The sequence below is a fragment of the Janthinobacterium sp. GW823-FHT01H08 genome (assembly GCF_058797855.1).
On sequence record NZ_CM179504.1, the window covers coordinates 3,566,825 to 3,582,471 of the forward strand.

Annotated in this window: 14 protein-coding genes; 8 read left to right on the forward strand and 6 right to left on the reverse strand. The window is 62.4% G+C overall.

Annotated elements, in window-relative coordinates; translation table 11 throughout:
• Positions 1-38 precede the first annotated feature (38 nt).
• The 3 genes from AC3RCG_RS15890 to AC3RCG_RS15900 all read right to left on the reverse strand — a co-directional run bounded on the left by AC3RCG_RS15890 (position 39) and on the right by AC3RCG_RS15900 (position 2,808).
• Positions 39-1,034 carry an NADP-dependent oxidoreductase gene (locus tag AC3RCG_RS15890; RefSeq protein ID WP_492401271.1) on the reverse strand — a complete coding sequence of 332 codons (996 nt, stop codon included), beginning with the start codon at positions 1,032-1,034 and terminating at the stop codon, positions 39-41.
• A 165-nt stretch (positions 1,035-1,199) separates the two neighbouring features.
• Complete coding sequence (locus AC3RCG_RS15895; protein ID WP_070218360.1) at positions 1,200-1,502, reverse strand: Dabb family protein; 303 nt, start codon at positions 1,500-1,502, stop codon at positions 1,200-1,202.
• 127 nt (positions 1,503-1,629) lie between these two features.
• A complete protein-coding gene (locus AC3RCG_RS15900) occupies positions 1,630-2,808 on the reverse strand; it encodes an acetyl-CoA C-acyltransferase (protein WP_492401269.1) in 1,179 nt (392 codons plus the stop codon).
• Positions 2,809-3,036: 228 nt separating this feature from the next.
• Here AC3RCG_RS15900 and AC3RCG_RS15905 point away from each other — a divergent pair, with 228 nt between their 5' ends.
• Positions 3,037-4,737, forward strand: a complete 1,701-nt coding sequence (locus AC3RCG_RS15905) for an MFS transporter (RefSeq protein WP_070218362.1) — start codon at positions 3,037-3,039, stop codon at positions 4,735-4,737.
• 110 nt (positions 4,738-4,847) lie between these two features.
• Here AC3RCG_RS15905 and AC3RCG_RS15910 read toward each other — a convergent pair whose 3' ends face one another.
• Entirely contained in the window at positions 4,848-5,051 is a 204-nt protein-coding gene (locus tag AC3RCG_RS15910) for a hypothetical protein (protein ID WP_070218363.1), read from the reverse strand.
• A gap of 115 nt (positions 5,052-5,166) precedes the next feature.
• Entirely contained in the window at positions 5,167-6,120 is a 954-nt protein-coding gene (locus AC3RCG_RS15915; RefSeq protein WP_121669539.1) for a LysR family transcriptional regulator, read from the reverse strand.
• A 110-nt stretch (positions 6,121-6,230) separates the two neighbouring features.
• On the opposite strand from AC3RCG_RS15915, the gene AC3RCG_RS15920 reads away from it, so the two are divergent.
• The 3 genes from AC3RCG_RS15920 to AC3RCG_RS15930 all read left to right on the forward strand — a co-directional run bounded on the left by AC3RCG_RS15920 (position 6,231) and on the right by AC3RCG_RS15930 (position 7,919).
• Positions 6,231-6,470 carry a DUF2798 domain-containing protein gene (locus tag AC3RCG_RS15920; RefSeq protein ID WP_070288493.1) on the forward strand — a complete coding sequence of 80 codons (240 nt, stop codon included), beginning with the start codon at positions 6,231-6,233 and terminating at the stop codon, positions 6,468-6,470.
• Positions 6,471-6,571: 101 nt separating this feature from the next.
• Positions 6,572-6,970, forward strand: a complete 399-nt coding sequence (locus AC3RCG_RS15925) for a VOC family protein (RefSeq protein WP_070288494.1) — start codon at positions 6,572-6,574, stop codon at positions 6,968-6,970.
• A 100-nt stretch (positions 6,971-7,070) separates the two neighbouring features.
• Positions 7,071-7,919, forward strand: a complete 849-nt coding sequence (locus AC3RCG_RS15930) for an alpha/beta fold hydrolase (protein ID WP_121669540.1) — start codon at positions 7,071-7,073, stop codon at positions 7,917-7,919.
• A 146-nt stretch (positions 7,920-8,065) separates the two neighbouring features.
• Here AC3RCG_RS15930 and AC3RCG_RS15935 read toward each other — a convergent pair whose 3' ends face one another.
• Positions 8,066-10,153, reverse strand: coding sequence for a 3-hydroxyacyl-CoA dehydrogenase NAD-binding domain-containing protein (locus AC3RCG_RS15935; RefSeq protein ID WP_492401265.1), 2,088 nt, complete (start codon positions 10,151-10,153; stop codon positions 8,066-8,068).
• A 617-nt stretch (positions 10,154-10,770) separates the two neighbouring features.
• Here AC3RCG_RS15935 and AC3RCG_RS15940 point away from each other — a divergent pair.
• The 4 genes from AC3RCG_RS15940 to AC3RCG_RS15955 are packed head-to-tail and all read left to right on the forward strand — an operon-like array spanning position 10,771 to position 15,645.
• Entirely contained in the window at positions 10,771-12,771 is a 2,001-nt protein-coding gene (locus tag AC3RCG_RS15940) for a methyl-accepting chemotaxis protein (protein ID WP_492401263.1), read from the forward strand.
• Positions 12,772-12,774: 3 nt separating this feature from the next.
• A complete protein-coding gene (locus tag AC3RCG_RS15945; protein ID WP_492401261.1) occupies positions 12,775-13,599 on the forward strand; it encodes a CheR family methyltransferase in 825 nt (274 codons plus the stop codon).
• A complete protein-coding gene (locus AC3RCG_RS15950) occupies positions 13,596-14,126 on the forward strand; it encodes a chemotaxis protein CheD (protein WP_492401259.1) in 531 nt (176 codons plus the stop codon). Before AC3RCG_RS15945 ends, AC3RCG_RS15950 begins: the two co-directional genes overlap by 4 nt.
• Entirely contained in the window at positions 14,113-15,645 is a 1,533-nt protein-coding gene (locus AC3RCG_RS15955) for a chemotaxis protein CheW (RefSeq protein WP_240453636.1), read from the forward strand. Before AC3RCG_RS15950 ends, AC3RCG_RS15955 begins: the two co-directional genes overlap by 14 nt.
• The last annotated feature ends 2 nt before the right edge of the window (positions 15,646-15,647 follow it).

Sequence of the window (15,647 nt, forward strand, 5' to 3'; positions counted from 1 at the left end):
GCCGTTATTGTCGCACGGCCTGCCTTTCGAGAGGGAGATCAGCTGAGCTTGACCAGCTGCTTGCCGAAGTTACGGCCTTTCAACAGGCCGATGAAGGCTTCGGGCGCGCTGGCCAGGCCCTCGGCCACGGATTCGCGGAATTTCAGCTTGCCCGTCGCCACCAGGGTACCCAGTTCCGCCAAGCCTTGCGGCCAGAATTCCGGCTGCTCGGAAACGATGAAACCGCGCATGGTGAGGCGGTTGGTGAGGATGAAGCGCGCATTGTTGAGCGGCGTCGGTTCGCCGTTGTAGCCAGCGATCCAGCCGCACAGGGCCACGCGGCCAAACGCGTTGGTGCGCGCCAGGGCCGCGTCGAATACGGCGCCGCCCACGTTTTCAAAGATGGCGTCGATGCCGTCCGGCGTGGCTGCGGCCAGGTCGGCTTCCAAGTTGCCCGCCTTGTAATCGACGCAGGCATCAAAACCCAGCTCGTCGACGACATACGCGCACTTCTCCGCCCCGCCCGCGATGCCGACGACCCTGCAACCTTTCAGTTTCGCCAGCTGGCCCACGACGCTGCCCACGGCGCCGCTGGCGGCCGATACCACCACCGTTTCGCCCGCTTTCGGCGCCATGATCTGGTTCAAGCCATACCATGCCGTCATGCCCGGCATGCCGACGGCGCCCAGGTAGGCCGACGCGGGGATGTGCGTCGTATCGACCTTGCGCAGCATCGTGCCGTCCGACACGGCCACTTCCGTCCAGCCCAGGGTCCCCACCACCGTGTCGCCGACGGCGAACTTTGGATGCTTCGACTCGAGCACCACGCCCACCGTGCCGCCGATCATGGTTTCATCGAGCGCCTGCGGCGCCGCATAGCTTTTATTCGTGCTCATGCGCCCCCGCATGTAGGGGTCCAAGGACAGATACTGGTTACGCACCAGCAATTCACCATCCTTAATGGCTGGAATTTCTTTGTTTTCCAGACGGAAGTTATCCGGCTGCACTTCTCCCGTGGGACGCGAGGCGAGGACGATGCGTTGGTAGGTGGTCATGAAGGCTCCTGTCAATAAAGTTGATGGCTAACATTGATATTCACGACACCGAACAAAACCGTAGCGAGCGGAAGGGAGAGGTGGCCGAGAAGCGCAACCGTACTGAAGTACGGTGAGCATCGCAGGCCACCTATACCGACGCGCAGTAGGTTTGGTTCGGTGTCACTACACTTCGTAATCCATGCATTGCCGCGCTTCGCGCACGGCGCCAAAAAACGGCTTGATCTTCACGTGCTCGGGATGGTTCTGGTACGCATCGAGCGCTGCGCGGCTGGCGAATTCGCTGTACAGGACGATGTCGTAGGTCGCTTCCAGGCCCGGCTGGGCCACGGCTGCCTCGAATTTCAGGATGCCGGGGACCAGATCCGAACAGGAATCGAGCAGGGCTTTCAGTTTCAGGGCATTCGTGGCGCGGTCGGCGCCTTCGGCGTGGTCTTTGAGTTTCCAGAAAACGATGTGCTTGAGCATGGTGGCAGGCTGCTTGTTTATTAATGAAGCATTACTGTACCCGCTATCGGCGCGCCTTGCAGAAAGTGAGCGGCAAAAGAAAACGGGCGGCACTCAGGCCGCCCGCAGACTGGCTGTCAAGCAAGCATCACAGCACTTCGAACAGCCCGGCCGCGCCCTGCCCACCGCCGATGCACATGGTCACCACCACGTATTTGACGCCGCGGCGCTTGCCTTCGATCAAAGCGTGGCCCGTCAGGCGCGCGCCCGACACGCCGTATGGGTGGCCGACGGCAATCGCGCCGCCGTTCACGTTCAGGCGGTCCATGGGGATGCCCAGGGTGTCGGCGCAATACAGCACTTGCACGGCAAACGCTTCGTTGAGTTCCCACAGACCGATGTCGGCCACCGTCAAGCCCGCCTTTTTCAGCAGTTTCGGAATCGCGTAGACGGGGCCGATACCCATTTCATCAGGTTCGCAGCCGGCCACGGCAAAGCCGCGGAAGACGCCCAGCGGCTGCAGGCCTTTCGCTTCGGCCACTTTCGCGTTCATCACGATGGCCATGGACGCGCCGTCGGAGAACTGGCTGGCATTGCCGGCGCTGATGACGCCGCCGGGCATGGCGGGGCGGATCTTCGCCACGCCGTCATACGTTGTGTCGGCACGGATGCCTTCGTCGGCGGCAATCGTCACTTCGCGCGACACCAGCATGCCGCTGGCCTTGTCGGCCACGCCCATGATGGTGGTCATCGGCACGATTTCCGCGTCGAACAGGCCAGCAGCCAGGGCGCTTGCTGCGCGCTGCTGGCTTTGCGCACCGTAGGCATCCTGGCGCTCGCGCGAAATCTGGTAGCGCTTGGCCACGGTTTCGGCCGTCTGCAGCATGGGCCAGTAGACTTCCGGCTTGTGCTGCTGCAGCCAGACTTCCCTGTACATATGCGTATTCATTTCATTTTGCACGCAGGAAATCGATTCCACGCCGCCGGCCGCATAGATATCGCCTTCGCCCGCGATGATGCGCTGCGCCGCCAGGGCGATGGCCTGCAAGCCCGAGGAACAGAAACGGTTGACGGTCATGCCGGCCGTGGTGACGGGGCACCCGCCGCGCAAGGCCACCTGGCGCGCGATATTGCCGCCCGTCGCGCCTTCGGGGAAGGCGCAGCCGACCAGCACGTCTTCCACTTCTTCCGCCTCGATGCGCGCGCGCTCGACGGCGGCCGCCAGCACATGGCCGCCCAGGGTGGCGCCATGCGTCATGTTGAACGCGCCCTTCCAGGACTTGGCCAGGCCCGTGCGGGCGGTCGATACGATGACGGCTTCATTCATGCTGTGTCTCCTTGTGGGGATATTATTGGGTGGGGTGTCTGCGGAATGAGAATAGCACATTTAAGTACGGTCGTTCGCAAAGTTGGAATGATCAGCAATTTGTAAGCTTGGTGTAAGTTTCAAGCAAGCATGACGTAAGGTTCGGAGAACACACTCGCCCCAAGCTGTTGCAAGAATGGTCAAAAAGACCTCGGCACCAGTTCACTATAAAACATAGGGAGACAAACCATGGCATCACCATCCGGCTCGGCCGACGTACGGAAAATGTCCACCAAGGGAACGCCGATTACGCCCGAGGAACGCAAGGTCATCTTTGCATCCTCGCTCGGCACCGTTTTTGAATGGTACGATTTTTACCTGTACGGTTCGCTCGCATCGATCATCGCCAAGCAATTCTTTATCGGCGACCCCACCACCACCTTCATTTTCGCGCTGCTGGCCTTTGCCGCCGGCTTCATCGTGCGTCCGTTCGGCGCGCTGGTCTTCGGCCGCCTGGGCGACATGATCGGCCGCAAGTACACTTTCCTGATCACGATTCTGATCATGGGCGGCTCCACCTTCATCGTCGGCTTGCTGCCGGGCCACGCGTCCATCGGCATCGCCGCACCGATCATCCTCGTCATCCTGCGCATCCTGCAAGGCCTGGCGCTGGGCGGCGAATACGGCGGCGCAGCCACCTATGTGGCCGAGCACGCGCCTGAAGGCAAGCGCGGCGCGTTCACGGCGTGGATACAGACGACGGCAACGCTGGGCTTCTTCCTGTCGCTGATGGTCATCCTGGGCACCCGCCTGGCGACCGGCGAGAAGGATTTCGAGGCCTGGGGCTGGCGCATTCCCTTCCTCGTTTCTGTCATCCTGCTCGGTATTTCCGTGTGGATCCGCTTGGCCATGAATGAATCGCCGGCATTTGCCAAGATGAAGGCCGAGGGCAAGACCTCGAAGGCGCCGCTGACGGAAGCGTTCGGAAAGTGGAAAAACCTGAAGATCGTCATCCTGGCCCTGATCGGCCTGACCGCCGGCCAGGCCGTCGTCTGGTACACGGGCCAGTTCTACGCCCTGTTCTTCATGATCCAGACCCTGAAAGTGGACCTGGCCACGGCCAACGTGCTCGTCGCCATCGCCCTGCTGCTGGCCACGCCGTTCTTCCTGTTCTTCGGCAGCCTGTCGGACCGCATCGGCCGCAAGTACATCATCCTCGGCGGCTGCCTGATCGCCGCCCTGACCTACTTCCCGATCTTCAACGGCCTGACCCACTTCGCCAATCCGCAGCTGGAAGCTGCACTGAAGAACTCGCCAGTGGTGGTGGTGGCCGATCCCGCTTCCTGCCACTTCCAGTTCAACATGACCGGTACCAAGAAGTTCCCGTCGTCGTGCGACATCGCCACGGGCTTCCTGTCGAACAGCTCGGTGAACTACACGAAGGAAGACGCGCCAGCGGGCAGCATCGCCAAGGTACGCATCGGTGCGAAGGAATTTACCTCGTTTAACGCCGTCATGACGCCGGACGGCCTGAACTTCGATGCCGAGAGCAAGGCCCATGAAGCAGCGCTGAAGAAAGAAATCGGCGCCGGCATCAAGGAAGCGGGCTACCCTGCGAAAGCCGATCCGGACCAGATCAACAAGCCGATGGTCGTCTTGCTGCTGTTCATCCTGGTGCTGTACGTGACCATGGTGTACGGCCCGATCGCCGCCATGCTGGTGGAAATGTTCCCGACGCGTATACGTTACACGTCGATGTCGCTGCCCTACCATATCGGTAACGGCTGGTTCGGCGGCTTGCTGCCGACCACGGCCTTCGCGCTGGTGGCCTTCAAGGGCGATATCTATTACGGCCTGTGGTATCCGATCGTCGTCGCCCTGGCGACTGTCGTGATCGGCACCCTGTTCGTCAAGGAAACCAAGGACAACAATATCTACGCCGACGACTGATCCGATGCAAGCCCCGGCCGCCAGGCCGGGGCCCGCAAAGCAAAACGCCGCTGACTGGTCAGCGGCGTTTGTTTTTTTAAGCAGCGTATGCGGCGCAGGCGGCGGCAAGCCTATTTTTCGCTCTTGCCCTTTTTCAGCTGGTCGCGCTGCTGCACGTATTCCTGGTAGCTGGTCTGGTTGCGCTTGCGGCAGGCGTTGCGGTCGTCGAAATTATTAAGGCTGTTGCAATACTCGCCGATTTTGTCCCGGTTCGCGTCATACAGTACTTCGCAGCCAGTGATGGCCAGCAAGAAGGGAACGATCAGATATTTCATTGCTACTCTCATGGATAGGGACGGATTGCGCGAAAAAACACCAGATTGCCCGCTGGATAAGCGTGCAGCTTTATCTTAACGCGATCCTGGCGAAAAGTACAAGCGCTCGGTATTACTAAATAGAAAGGATTCCCGGCGTGCCGCGCGCCAGGGCAGCCACCTCATCGGCACCGGCATCCTCATTCAACAGCGGGTTGGCCGCCGCAAACGCCGCCAGGTGCTCGAGCAGCACGCGCACGCGGGCCGGCAGGTAGCGCCGCTGCGTCCACACGGCATACACATGGCGCGGCTGCGGCATCCAGTCGGGCAGCACGCGCACGAGCGAACCACGCGCCACCTCGTCGCGGCACTGCAAAAGCGGGCACAGCAAGATGCCGATGCCTGCATCGGCCATCTCCACGGCCAGGCGCATTTCGTTGACGCGCAGGCGCGCCTGCGGCTCGATCAGCATTTCGGCGCCGTCGCCGGGCCGCCGCAAGCGCCAGCTGCGCAGCGGTTCGGCCACGATCAGCTCGTGCCGCTCGAGGTCCTGCAAGTCGCGCGGTACGCCGGCGCGCGCCAGGTAGCCGGGCGCGGCCACCATCACCAGCGCGGCGCTGCCGAGGCGGCGCTGCATCAGCGAGGAGTCATCCAGCGCGCCCACGCGGATGGCCAGGTCGGCGCCGCTGCCCACGAGGTCTTGCAGCAGGTTCGACAGTTCCAGCTCCAGGCGGATATCCGGATACTGCTGCATGAAACTGACCCAGGCCGGCGTCAGCAAGCCGCTGGCAAAGTTCACGGGCGCCAGCACGCGGATGCTGCCCGAAACGGCCGACAGACTGGCGTCGAGCTGCTGCGTCGCCTGCCGCAGCGCGTGCACGAGGGGTCTGCACTGCTCGTAGTATTGCCAGCCTTCCGCCGTCGGCTGCAGGCGGCGCGCGCTGCGGTTCAGCAAACGGTAGCCGAGCTGGCTTTCCAGCTTCTGCAGCCGGCGCGTGACGGTGGCGGCGGGCAAGTCTTCCTTGACGGCCGCCGCATGCAGGCTGCCCGCCTCGACGATGGCGACAAACAGGGCTAGGTCATCGAGCATGATTCGTCAAGCATGATTGCATTTTCGGAATTTGAAATTAAAAATATGGCTCTAGTATAGATTGCTGCAAGTTGTTACGCTGCATATCTTCACCATTTTGAAAGTGTCCCATGTCCGACGCCCTGCGCCTGCGCTGCGTATTTGCCTTCCTGATGTCGCTGCTCATGACCCTGCTGATGAGCGCCTGGGTCACCTGGCTCAATATCGGCTTGCAGGCGGACTTCCTGCCCCGCTGGCGCCATGCCTTCTTTGCCGCCTGGCCCGTGGCCTTCTGCGCCGTGATGCTGTTCGCGCCCCGCGTGCAGCTGATGAGCCGCAACATCGTGGCGCGGCTCGCCCGCCACCCTTAACCGGCAGTCAACCAGCAACGGTATCACTCGGTCACTGCCGCCCACGGCCGCCCTGATCCGGGCTATGCTATGGCCGTCCTGTTTTTTACAGCGGAGTGCCCATGCTCGATCACGTATCCCTCACCGTCAGCGACCTGGAACGCGCCGAGCGCTTCTATGACGCCGTCTTTGCCGCGCTCGACGTGCCCAAGGTAGGCAGCGACCATGCCAACGCCTGGATAGGCTACGGCGAGCGCAGCGATGCACAGCACCCCGAGCGCAGCTACTTTTCCGTGCGCCTGGGCCCGCAGCCCGACGACGCGCCGCGCCGCCACTGCTGCTTCAAGGCCCCCTCGCGCGCGGCCGTGGAAGCGTTTTGGCAGGCCGGACTGGCGCATGGCGGCATCGACCTGGGCGCGCCCGGCCTGCGCCACTATCACGCCAGCTATTACGCGGCCTTTCTGTTCGATCCGGACGGCAACCGGATCGAAGCCGTCTGCCACCGCGCCGAGGCCGGCTGACAGGTGGGGAAATCCGGCTCTGTTCGGCATTTCCACTTCGAGACGATTTGCCTATAATGGCTGGCACGCCATACCGGTCCGTGAACAAAGAAGGAGATTCATGCATCATCTATTCGTCGGCCGCCCCGCGCGCACCATGCTCCTCTCCAGCGCCGGCTTGCTGCTGGCAGGCTGTTTTTCCGGCTGCTCTCTGTTTCCATCCGCCCCGGCCACGCCAGGTGTGCCGGCCACTGCGGCCCTGCCCGACGCCAGCATCGCGTATACCCTGAGCGGCCAGGACGGCTTGCCCGTCGTGTTCCAGTCGGCCATGGGCGACGGCAAGGATGTATGGGCCAAGGTCGTGCCGGAAGTCGCCCGGCAGCACCGCGTGCTCGTCTACGACCGTCCCGGCTATGGCGACAGCCAGAAGACCACCACGCCGCGCGATCCCTGCACCATTGCCGCCCAGCAGCGCGCCCTGCTGGCGCAAGCGGGCCTGAAGCCGCCGTATATACTGGTCGGCCATGGCCTGGGCGGGCTGTACCAGTATGTGTATGCCAGGCTGTACCCGCAGGACGTGGCCGGCCTGGTCCTCCTCGACCCCACGCACCCGCAGCAGTGGAACCGCCTGCAGACGGACGCGTCCACCTACGCCATGCTCGTGAAGACGCGGCGCAAACTCATGTTCAACAGTACGGAATCGGCCGAATTCGATGCCCAGACGCAATGTCTGCAACACGTCGACATGAACAGCCCGCTGCGCGTGCCCGCCATGCTGCTGGTGCGCGACAAGTTCGGCATCGAGGAAATGGGCTCGTTTGAAAACGTGGTGCGGGCGCAGGAAAAGGATTGGCAGCGCCTGTCCGGCGCGCCAGCCATCGAGCGCATCACGGGCGCCGGCTATTACATCCAGAAAGACAACCCCGTCATCGTCAACGAGGCGGTCAAGATGGTGGCGAAGAAGAAATAAACATGCTTGCTGGCGTCCGTGGTGGTGTCGGATTACGCGGCCTGCGCCGCTAATCCGACCTACGCCTCTACGAGGGCTCAAGAGCCGGGTAGGTCGGATTAGCGCGGCAAAGCCGCGCGTAATCCGACAATATTGTTGGCGTCGGCTTAGCTATTGAAACCCTTGCCCTCGCCCGCCAGCTTCACCAGCAGGGGCGCCGGCGTCCACGCTTCGCCGTGGCGGCCTTTGGCGTAGCCGGCGATCGTATCGAGCACGTTCGGCAAGCCCACCGTGTCCGCGTAGAACATCGGGCCGCCGCGGAACAGCGGGAAGCCGTAGCCCGTCAGATACACCATGTCGATATCCGAGGCGCGCAAGGCGATGCCCTCTTCCAGGATGCGCGCGCCTTCATTGACGAGCGCATACACGAGGCGTTCGACGATTTCCTGGTCGCCGATCTTGCGCCGCGTCACGCCGATGTCGGCGGAGTGCTGAACGATCATGGCGTTGACCTGTTCCGACGGATACGCCTTGCGGTCGCCCGCCTTGTAGTCATACCAGCCGGCGCCCGTCTTCTGGCCATAGCGTTTCATTTCGCACAGCAGGTCGGCCGTCTTCGAATACGTGACGTCCGGCTTTTCCACGTAGCGGCGCTTGCGGATGGCCCAGCCGATGTCGTTGCCGGCCAGGTCGCCCATGCGGAACGGGCCCATGGCGAAGCCGAACTTCTCGACGGCCTTGTCGACCTGCTCCGGCAAGCAGCCTTCTTCCAGCAGGAAGCCGGCCTGGCGGCTGTATTGCTCGATCATGCGGTTGCCGATAAAGCCGTCGCATACGCCCGAGACGACGCCCGTCTTCTTCAGCTTTTTCGACAGCGCCAGCGCCGTCGCCAGCACGTCCTTGCCCGTTTCCTTGCCGCGGACGATTTCCAGCAGCTTCATGACGTTCGCGGGGCTGAAGAAATGCGTGCCGATCACGTCTTGCGGACGCTGGGTGAACGCGGCGATCTTGTCCAGGTCCAGGGTGGACGTGTTCGAGGCAAGGATGGCGCCCGGCTTCATGACGGCGTCAAGCTGCTTGAACACGGTTTCCTTCACGCCCAGTTCTTCGAACACGGCTTCGATGACGATGTCGGCTTGCGCGATGTCGGCATACGCCAAGGTGCCGGAAACGAGCGCGATGCGCTGCTCGGCCTTCTCTTGCGTCAACTTGCCCTTCTTGACCGTGTTTTCATAATTCTTGCGGATCGTGGCCAGGCCCTTGTCCAGCGCTTCCTGCTTCGTTTCCAGCAGCATCACGGGGATGCCCGCGTTGGCGAAGTTCATGGCGATGCCGCCGCCCATGGTGCCGGCGCCCACGATGGCCGCGCTGGCGATCGCGCGCACGGGCGTGTCGGCAGGCACGTCGGGCACCTTGCTGGCGACCCGTTCGGCAAAGAAGGCGTGGCGCAAGGCTTTCGATTCCGGCGACTGCACCAGTTGCATGAACAGTTCGCGCTCGTATTTCAAGCCGTCGTCGAATTTCATCGTCACGGCGGCCGACACGGCATCGACGCATTTCAGCGGCGCCGGGAACGGGCCGGACATGGCTTTGACTGTATTGCGCGAAAACTGCAGGAACGCTTCATGGTTCGGGTAATCGACCTTGCGCTCGCGCACTTTCGGCAGCGGGCGCACGTCGGCTATCTTCGTGGCGAAGGCCACGGCGGCGGCCAGCAAGTCGGCGCCGGGGGAGATGACTTCGTCGAACAGGGCCGTGCCGGCCAGTTTTTCGGACGCCACGGGCGTGCCCGAGACGATCATATTGAGGGCCATTTCCAGGCCCAGCACACGCGGCAGGCGCTGCGTGCCGCCCGCGCCCGGCAAGATGCCGAGTTTGACTTCCGGCAAGGCCATCTGCGCGCCAGGCGCAGCCACGCGGTAGTTGCAACCGAGCGCCAGCTCCAGGCCGCCACCCATGCAGACGCTGTGGATGGCCGCCACGACGGGCTTGGTCGACTGTTCGACGACGTTGATCAGAGTGTGCAGGGTCGGTTCCGTGAGCGCCTTGGGCGAATTGAATTCCTTGATATCGGCGCCGCCCGAAAAGGCCTTGCCGGCGCCCGTGATGACGATGGCTTTGACGGTCTCGTCCGCCAGCGCCTGGCGGATGCCGGTCACGGCGGCCGTGCGCGTCGCTAGGCCCAGACCATTGACGGGCGGATTGGCCAGGGTAATGACGGCAACGGCGCCGTTCACTTGATATTCAGCACTCATGTCTCTTCCTTATTGGTTTTGCTCAACGTATGAGGTGGTTGCAAGGGATGAAGCTTTACTATACCGCATAAAAGAACGCTCGTATTATTTTTGTACAGTGCGCACGGCAGCCAGCATGCTACGCCATGGTACAACATCGTTTGCGGATCGATTCTGCTGCCGACAGCAAACTCCGGCAGAAGCTATCAATTGGATATTCATTCAAATAACAAAACCGCAATAATAATAACGTCGTTTTATTCTGCGAAGGAATGCGTTTGTGATATGCCGGCATGGGGTAATTACGACAATTCTTACATTATTTATTCCCTCCCCTTGTTTTTCGACAGACGCTGGGGAATAATAAAATTATTGATTCAAATCAATACTCTACAATTTATCTCCTATAGGCCAAGCGCAGAAAAAACATGGGCGGCAGTTCATTGCGCACATTCTCACCGATTGTCACCAAATCACGGCCGATGCAATGACATTTTTTCCTTATACGGATAGCAGAAAAATAATAACAACAGCCTTATCGCCCCCATTCCTCTTCTCATATCGAAGGACATACTATGGACGCAGCCAGCCATGTCAGCCCCACGCAGGATCTGGACTTAGAAGCGATAAATACTGCATTGAACCGTGTCCAGGCCGTCATCGAATTCGAACTCGACGGCACCATCCTGCATGCGAATGACAATTTCCTGCGTGTCGTCGGATACAGCCTGGCCGAGGTGCAAGGCAAGCACCATGCCATCTTCTGCGATCCCGAGTATGTAAAAACGGCCGAATACGCCAACTTCTGGGCCAAGCTGGCACGCGGCGAATTCGACCAGGGCGAATACAAGCGCCGCGCCAGGGATGGCCGCGAAGTGTGGATCAACGCTTCCTACAACCCCATCCTCGACGCGGACGGCAAACCGTATAGAGTCATCAAGTTCGCCACCGACATCACGGCCAGCAAGCACCGCAACGCCGATTATGAAGGCAAGATCGACGCCATCAGCAAGGCCCAGGCCGTGATCGAGTTCCGGCTCGACGGCACCATCATCCGCGCCAACGACAATTTCCTCAAGTCCGTCGGCTACACGCTCGACGAGATCGAAGGCAAGCACCACCGCATGTTTTGCGAGCCCGAGTACGCCAAGAGCGCGGAGTACGCGCAGTTCTGGCAAAAACTGGGCAAGGGCGAGTTCGACGCAGGCGAATACAAGCGCGTGACCAAGGACGGCCGCGAAATCTGGCTCAATGCCTCGTACAACCCCATCTTTGACGCGGAGGGCCGCCCCTTCAAGGTGGTCAAGTTCGCCAGCGATGTGACGGCCCTGAAAAAGCGCAATGCCGAATACGAAGGCAAGGTCAGCGCCATCGGCAAGGCGCAGGCCGTGATCGAATTCGATATGCAGGGCAAAGTGCTCGATGCCAACGGCAATTTCCTCGCCGTCATGGACTACGACTTGAGCGATATCCAGGGCGAACACCACCGCATGTTCTGCGAGTCCGAGTATGCGGGCAGCGCCGAGTACAAGAAGTTCTGGCAAAAGCTCAACCGGGGCGAATTCGACGCGGGCCGCTACAAGCGCCTGGGCAACCATGGCAAGGTGGTGTGGATACAAGCGACCTACAACCCCATCCTGGACCTGAACGGCAAGCCGTATAAAGTGGTCAAGTTCGCCATCGACATCACGGACCAGGTGAACCTGGAAAACAGCATCCAGGCCAAGGCCGCCAACGACAGCCGCAAGGTCAATGCCCTGCTCGACTCGGTGGCGCGCGCGGCGCAAGGCGACCTGACCTGCCATATCGTGCCCGAAGGCGGCGAACCGATCGATTTGCTGGCCGGCGGCATCAGCAAGATGATCGTCGACTTGCGCGGCGTCATCGGCAACGTGGTGTCGGCGGCCAACGGCTTTGCCGAGGCTTCGCACACGATCGCCGAACGGGCCACGGGCGTAGCCGTGGGCACGCAGGCGCTGGGGGCCACGGTGGAAGAAATGAACGCCTCCATCGACGGCTTGACGTTTTCCATCAATTCCATCGCGGAAAACACCTCGAACGCCGATTCGCTGGCGAAAGCCACGCAGCAGGAAGCGGAATCGGGCGCGCGCGCCGTCGCCAAATCGATCGAGGCGATGGACCTGATCAACCGCTCGTCGGAAGACATCGGCGAAATCGTCAAGGTCATCAGCGAAATCGCCAACCAGACCAACATGCTGGCCTTCAATGCGGCCATCGAGGCGGCGCGCGCGGGCGAGCACGGCCTGGGGTTTTCCGTCGTCGCCGACGAGGTGCGCAAGCTGGCCGAGCGTTCCTCGCAGGCGACCAAGGAAATCTCCAAGCTGATCAACGAATCCGTCAAGCGGGTGTCCACCGGCAGCGAGATTTCGCGCCAGGCCAGCGACGCCTTCGACAAGATCGTCTCGGGCGTGGCCAAGACCACGCTGGCCATCTCCGATATCTCGAAGGCGGCCAACGAGCAGCTGCTGACGGCGCGCGAAGTGTCCACGGCGATCCAGTACATCGCCGAGGAAACGGAAAAGTCGGCCGCCAACTGCGACAGCATCGCCCGCTCCACGGATGGGCTGAACGAGCGCGCGGGCAGCCTGAACCAGACTGTCTCCGGCTTCGTGGTGTAGGCCATGAGCCACGCGGCCACCTTGACGCCCGAGGTGCTGACGACGCTGATCGCGCTGGTGCGCCAGCATACGGGCATCGCCATGACCGCGCGCAAGAGCGTCTTGCTGGAACGGCGTTTGCAGCCACGGTTGCATGCGCTGTCCCTGACCAACTACCAGGCGTACCTGGACCGGGTGGCCAGCGACCGCGACGAGGTCGCCCATTTCATCGACCTGGTGACCACCAACGACACCCTGTTCTTCCGCACGCCGCAGGTCTGGGACTACTTCCGCGACCGCTACCTGCCCGCCTGGGCGCGCGCCCATCCCGACGGCTGCCTCGCCATCTGGTCGGCGGCCGCCGCCAGCGGCGAGGAGCTGTATTCGATCGCCATGCTGTGCGAGCAATTCAAGCTGCAAGTGCCCGCCTTCCGCTACCAGATCCTGGCCAGCGACATTTCGCAGCAGATCCTCGCGGCGGCGAAGGCCGGCCAGTACAGCGGGCGCTCCGTCGAGCGCATCCGGCTGTCGCACCCGGACTTGCTGCGCAAATATTTCTCGCCCGCGCCATATGGCGTCAAGGTCAACGACGAGCTGCGGCAGCATGTCAGCTTTGCCCAGCATAACCTGCTCGAAGCGCTGCGCCCGGCGCGCCAATTCGACCTGGTGTTCCTGCGCAATGTACTGATTTATTTCGACGCGGAGCACCAGGAAACCGTGCTGCGCCAGACGCGCCTGAGTCTCAAGGATGAAGGCCGGCTGATCCTGGGCGAGTCGGAAACGATCGCCCGCCTCGGCACCGGCTATCAGTTCGAATTTCCCATGATTTACAAGGCGGGCAGCGCATGAGCATCATCATCGAACATGGCCTGGCGCCGCACCATGTTGGCATGGGGCAACTTAGCGTCGGTACGCATGGCGAGCAGCTGCAAGCCTTGCTCGGCTCCTGCATCGGCATCGGCTTCATCTGGAAGAACGGCCCCTGCTGCGGCCTGGCCCACTGCTTGCTGCCGGAAGCGCCCGGGGCCGGGCATGCCCTTGGCGCCCGCTATGTGAGCCAGGCCGTGCCCTCGCTGCTGCGCCTGATGGGCGTGCGCCAGGCCGATTATGCCGATATCGAGGTGGTGCTGGCAGGCGGCGCCAGCATGTTCGGCCCCGCCCACGTCCATGGCCGCCTGCAGGTGGGCCGGCAAAACGCGGAGGCGGCGCAAAAATACCTGGCCCAGTGCGGCTTGCACGTCAGTTTTTGCGCGCTGGGAGGCCGCCACGGCCGCCAGCTGCTGATCGATTGCGCCCGGCACAGCTACGCCGTCACCGAGGTGGTGGCGCCACCCGAATGGATTCCACGCAAGGAAGGCGCATATGGATATGCATGAAGCGACGGGCTTGCAGGCCCATGGCGCAAGCGACACGGCCGCCGAACTGTTCGGCTCCTTCCACCTGGGCGGCGATGAATTCGCCCTGCCCGCCAGCTGCATCCGCGAAGTGGTGAACTACCCCGCGAAAGTCACGGCCCTGCCCCTGTCGCCCGCGTATCTGGAAGGCATGTTCACCTTGCGCGGCAGCGTCATTCCGGTGGTCAACCTGGGGCGCTTGTTCCGCGCCGATGCGCCGCGCGCCGTGGCCACGGACAAGATCGCCATCCTCGATTTCCAGCAAGTACTGATCGGCATCGTCTTCCAGGATACGGGCGAAATCCTGCGCGTGCCCGCCAGTGCGCGCAGCGCCCTGCAATATGCGGCCGGCGACAGACAGGCCGTCATCGCCGGCACGATTTTGCTCGACGGCGGCGCGCGCCTGCTGCAGATACTCGACCCGCACGCCCTGCTGCGCATCGAAAACGTGCCCCACGTACTGGCCCTGCAGGCGACGGGCGCCAAGCTGAGCACGGCCCGCTACCATGCGCAAAGCGAACGCCGCCAGTGCGTCAGCTTCCATGCGGCCGGCGCCACGTTCGCCTTCGAAATGCTGGCCATCCAGGAAATCATCAAGGTGCCGGAGCTGCACAGTTCCCTGCTGAACAACGAACTGTGCCTGGGGCGCATGCATTTCCGCGGCAACCAGGTGGCCGTCGTCGACTTCGGCGCCCTGCTGCAGGCGCCTGCGTGCGGCAAGGCGGCCAGGGAAGCCACGCCGGACCAGCGTGTCATCGTCGTGCGCCTCGACGGCACGACCGTGGGCTTCCTCGTCGACTCCGTCGACAGCATCGTGCATTTCTTTGGCGACGAGGTGCTGCCGATTCCCCTGCTGAGCAAGGCGCGCGCCGCCATGTTCGCCGGCTGCATCACGAAAGAAGGCTTGGGCGACATCATTTTCCTGAACCACAAGGACATCCTGTCGCAGGCGGAGATCGTCGAGATGCGCGACGGCCACGCGCGCCTGTACCCGGCCGACACGGAAACGGGCGCCGCCAAGCACAAGGCGCGGCGCCGCGTCTACATCACCTTTACGGTGGAAACCCGCTTCGCCGTGGAAATCGGGCAAGTGCGCGAAATCATCGATTTCAGCCACGCCATCACCACGCCGCCGGGGATGCCAGCCTGCATGCTCGGCATGCTCAACTTGCGTCAGCAAATGATCAGCATCATCGATCTGCGCCAGCTGTATGCGATGCCGGCCCTGCCGGACGCCAGCAGCGGCAAGATCTTGATCGTGGAACGGGGCGCCGAACGCTACGGCTTCCTCGTCGACCACGTCGACAACATCATGACCATTTCCGACAGCCAGCGCTTTGCGGCGCCGCAAATCATCCGCACGGGAGAACACGACGACTTGCGCAGCGAAATGGATGAAATGATCGACATCGGCACGGAGGCGCAGCGCCAGACCCTGTCCGTCTTCCAGTGCGATCATCTGCTGGAAAAGCTGGAGACGGCGCTGCCGCGAGCGGCCTAGGA

Coding starts and splice junctions, on each gene's coding strand:
- AC3RCG_RS15890 (WP_492401271.1), bottom strand. CDS start 1,034: ATGACCACCTACCAACGCATCGTCCTCGCCTCGCGTCCCACGGGAGAA.
- AC3RCG_RS15895 (WP_070218360.1), bottom strand. CDS start 1,502: ATGCTCAAGCACATCGTTTTCTGGAAACTCAAAGACCACGCCGAAGGC.
- AC3RCG_RS15900 (WP_492401269.1), bottom strand. CDS start 2,808: ATGAATGAAGCCGTCATCGTATCGACCGCCCGCACGGGCCTGGCCAAG.
- AC3RCG_RS15905 (WP_070218362.1), top strand. CDS start 3,037: ATGGCATCACCATCCGGCTCGGCCGACGTACGGAAAATGTCCACCAAG.
- AC3RCG_RS15910 (WP_070218363.1), bottom strand. CDS start 5,051: ATGAAATATCTGATCGTTCCCTTCTTGCTGGCCATCACTGGCTGCGAA.
- AC3RCG_RS15915 (WP_121669539.1), bottom strand. CDS start 6,120: ATGCTCGATGACCTAGCCCTGTTTGTCGCCATCGTCGAGGCGGGCAGC.
- AC3RCG_RS15920 (WP_070288493.1), top strand. CDS start 6,231: ATGTCCGACGCCCTGCGCCTGCGCTGCGTATTTGCCTTCCTGATGTCG.
- AC3RCG_RS15925 (WP_070288494.1), top strand. CDS start 6,572: ATGCTCGATCACGTATCCCTCACCGTCAGCGACCTGGAACGCGCCGAG.
- AC3RCG_RS15930 (WP_121669540.1), top strand. CDS start 7,071: ATGCATCATCTATTCGTCGGCCGCCCCGCGCGCACCATGCTCCTCTCC.
- AC3RCG_RS15935 (WP_492401265.1), bottom strand. CDS start 10,153: ATGAGTGCTGAATATCAAGTGAACGGCGCCGTTGCCGTCATTACCCTG.
- AC3RCG_RS15945 (WP_492401261.1), top strand. CDS start 12,775: ATGAGCCACGCGGCCACCTTGACGCCCGAGGTGCTGACGACGCTGATC.
- AC3RCG_RS15950 (WP_492401259.1), top strand. CDS start 13,596: ATGAGCATCATCATCGAACATGGCCTGGCGCCGCACCATGTTGGCATG.
- AC3RCG_RS15955 (WP_240453636.1), top strand. CDS start 14,113: ATGGATATGCATGAAGCGACGGGCTTGCAGGCCCATGGCGCAAGCGAC.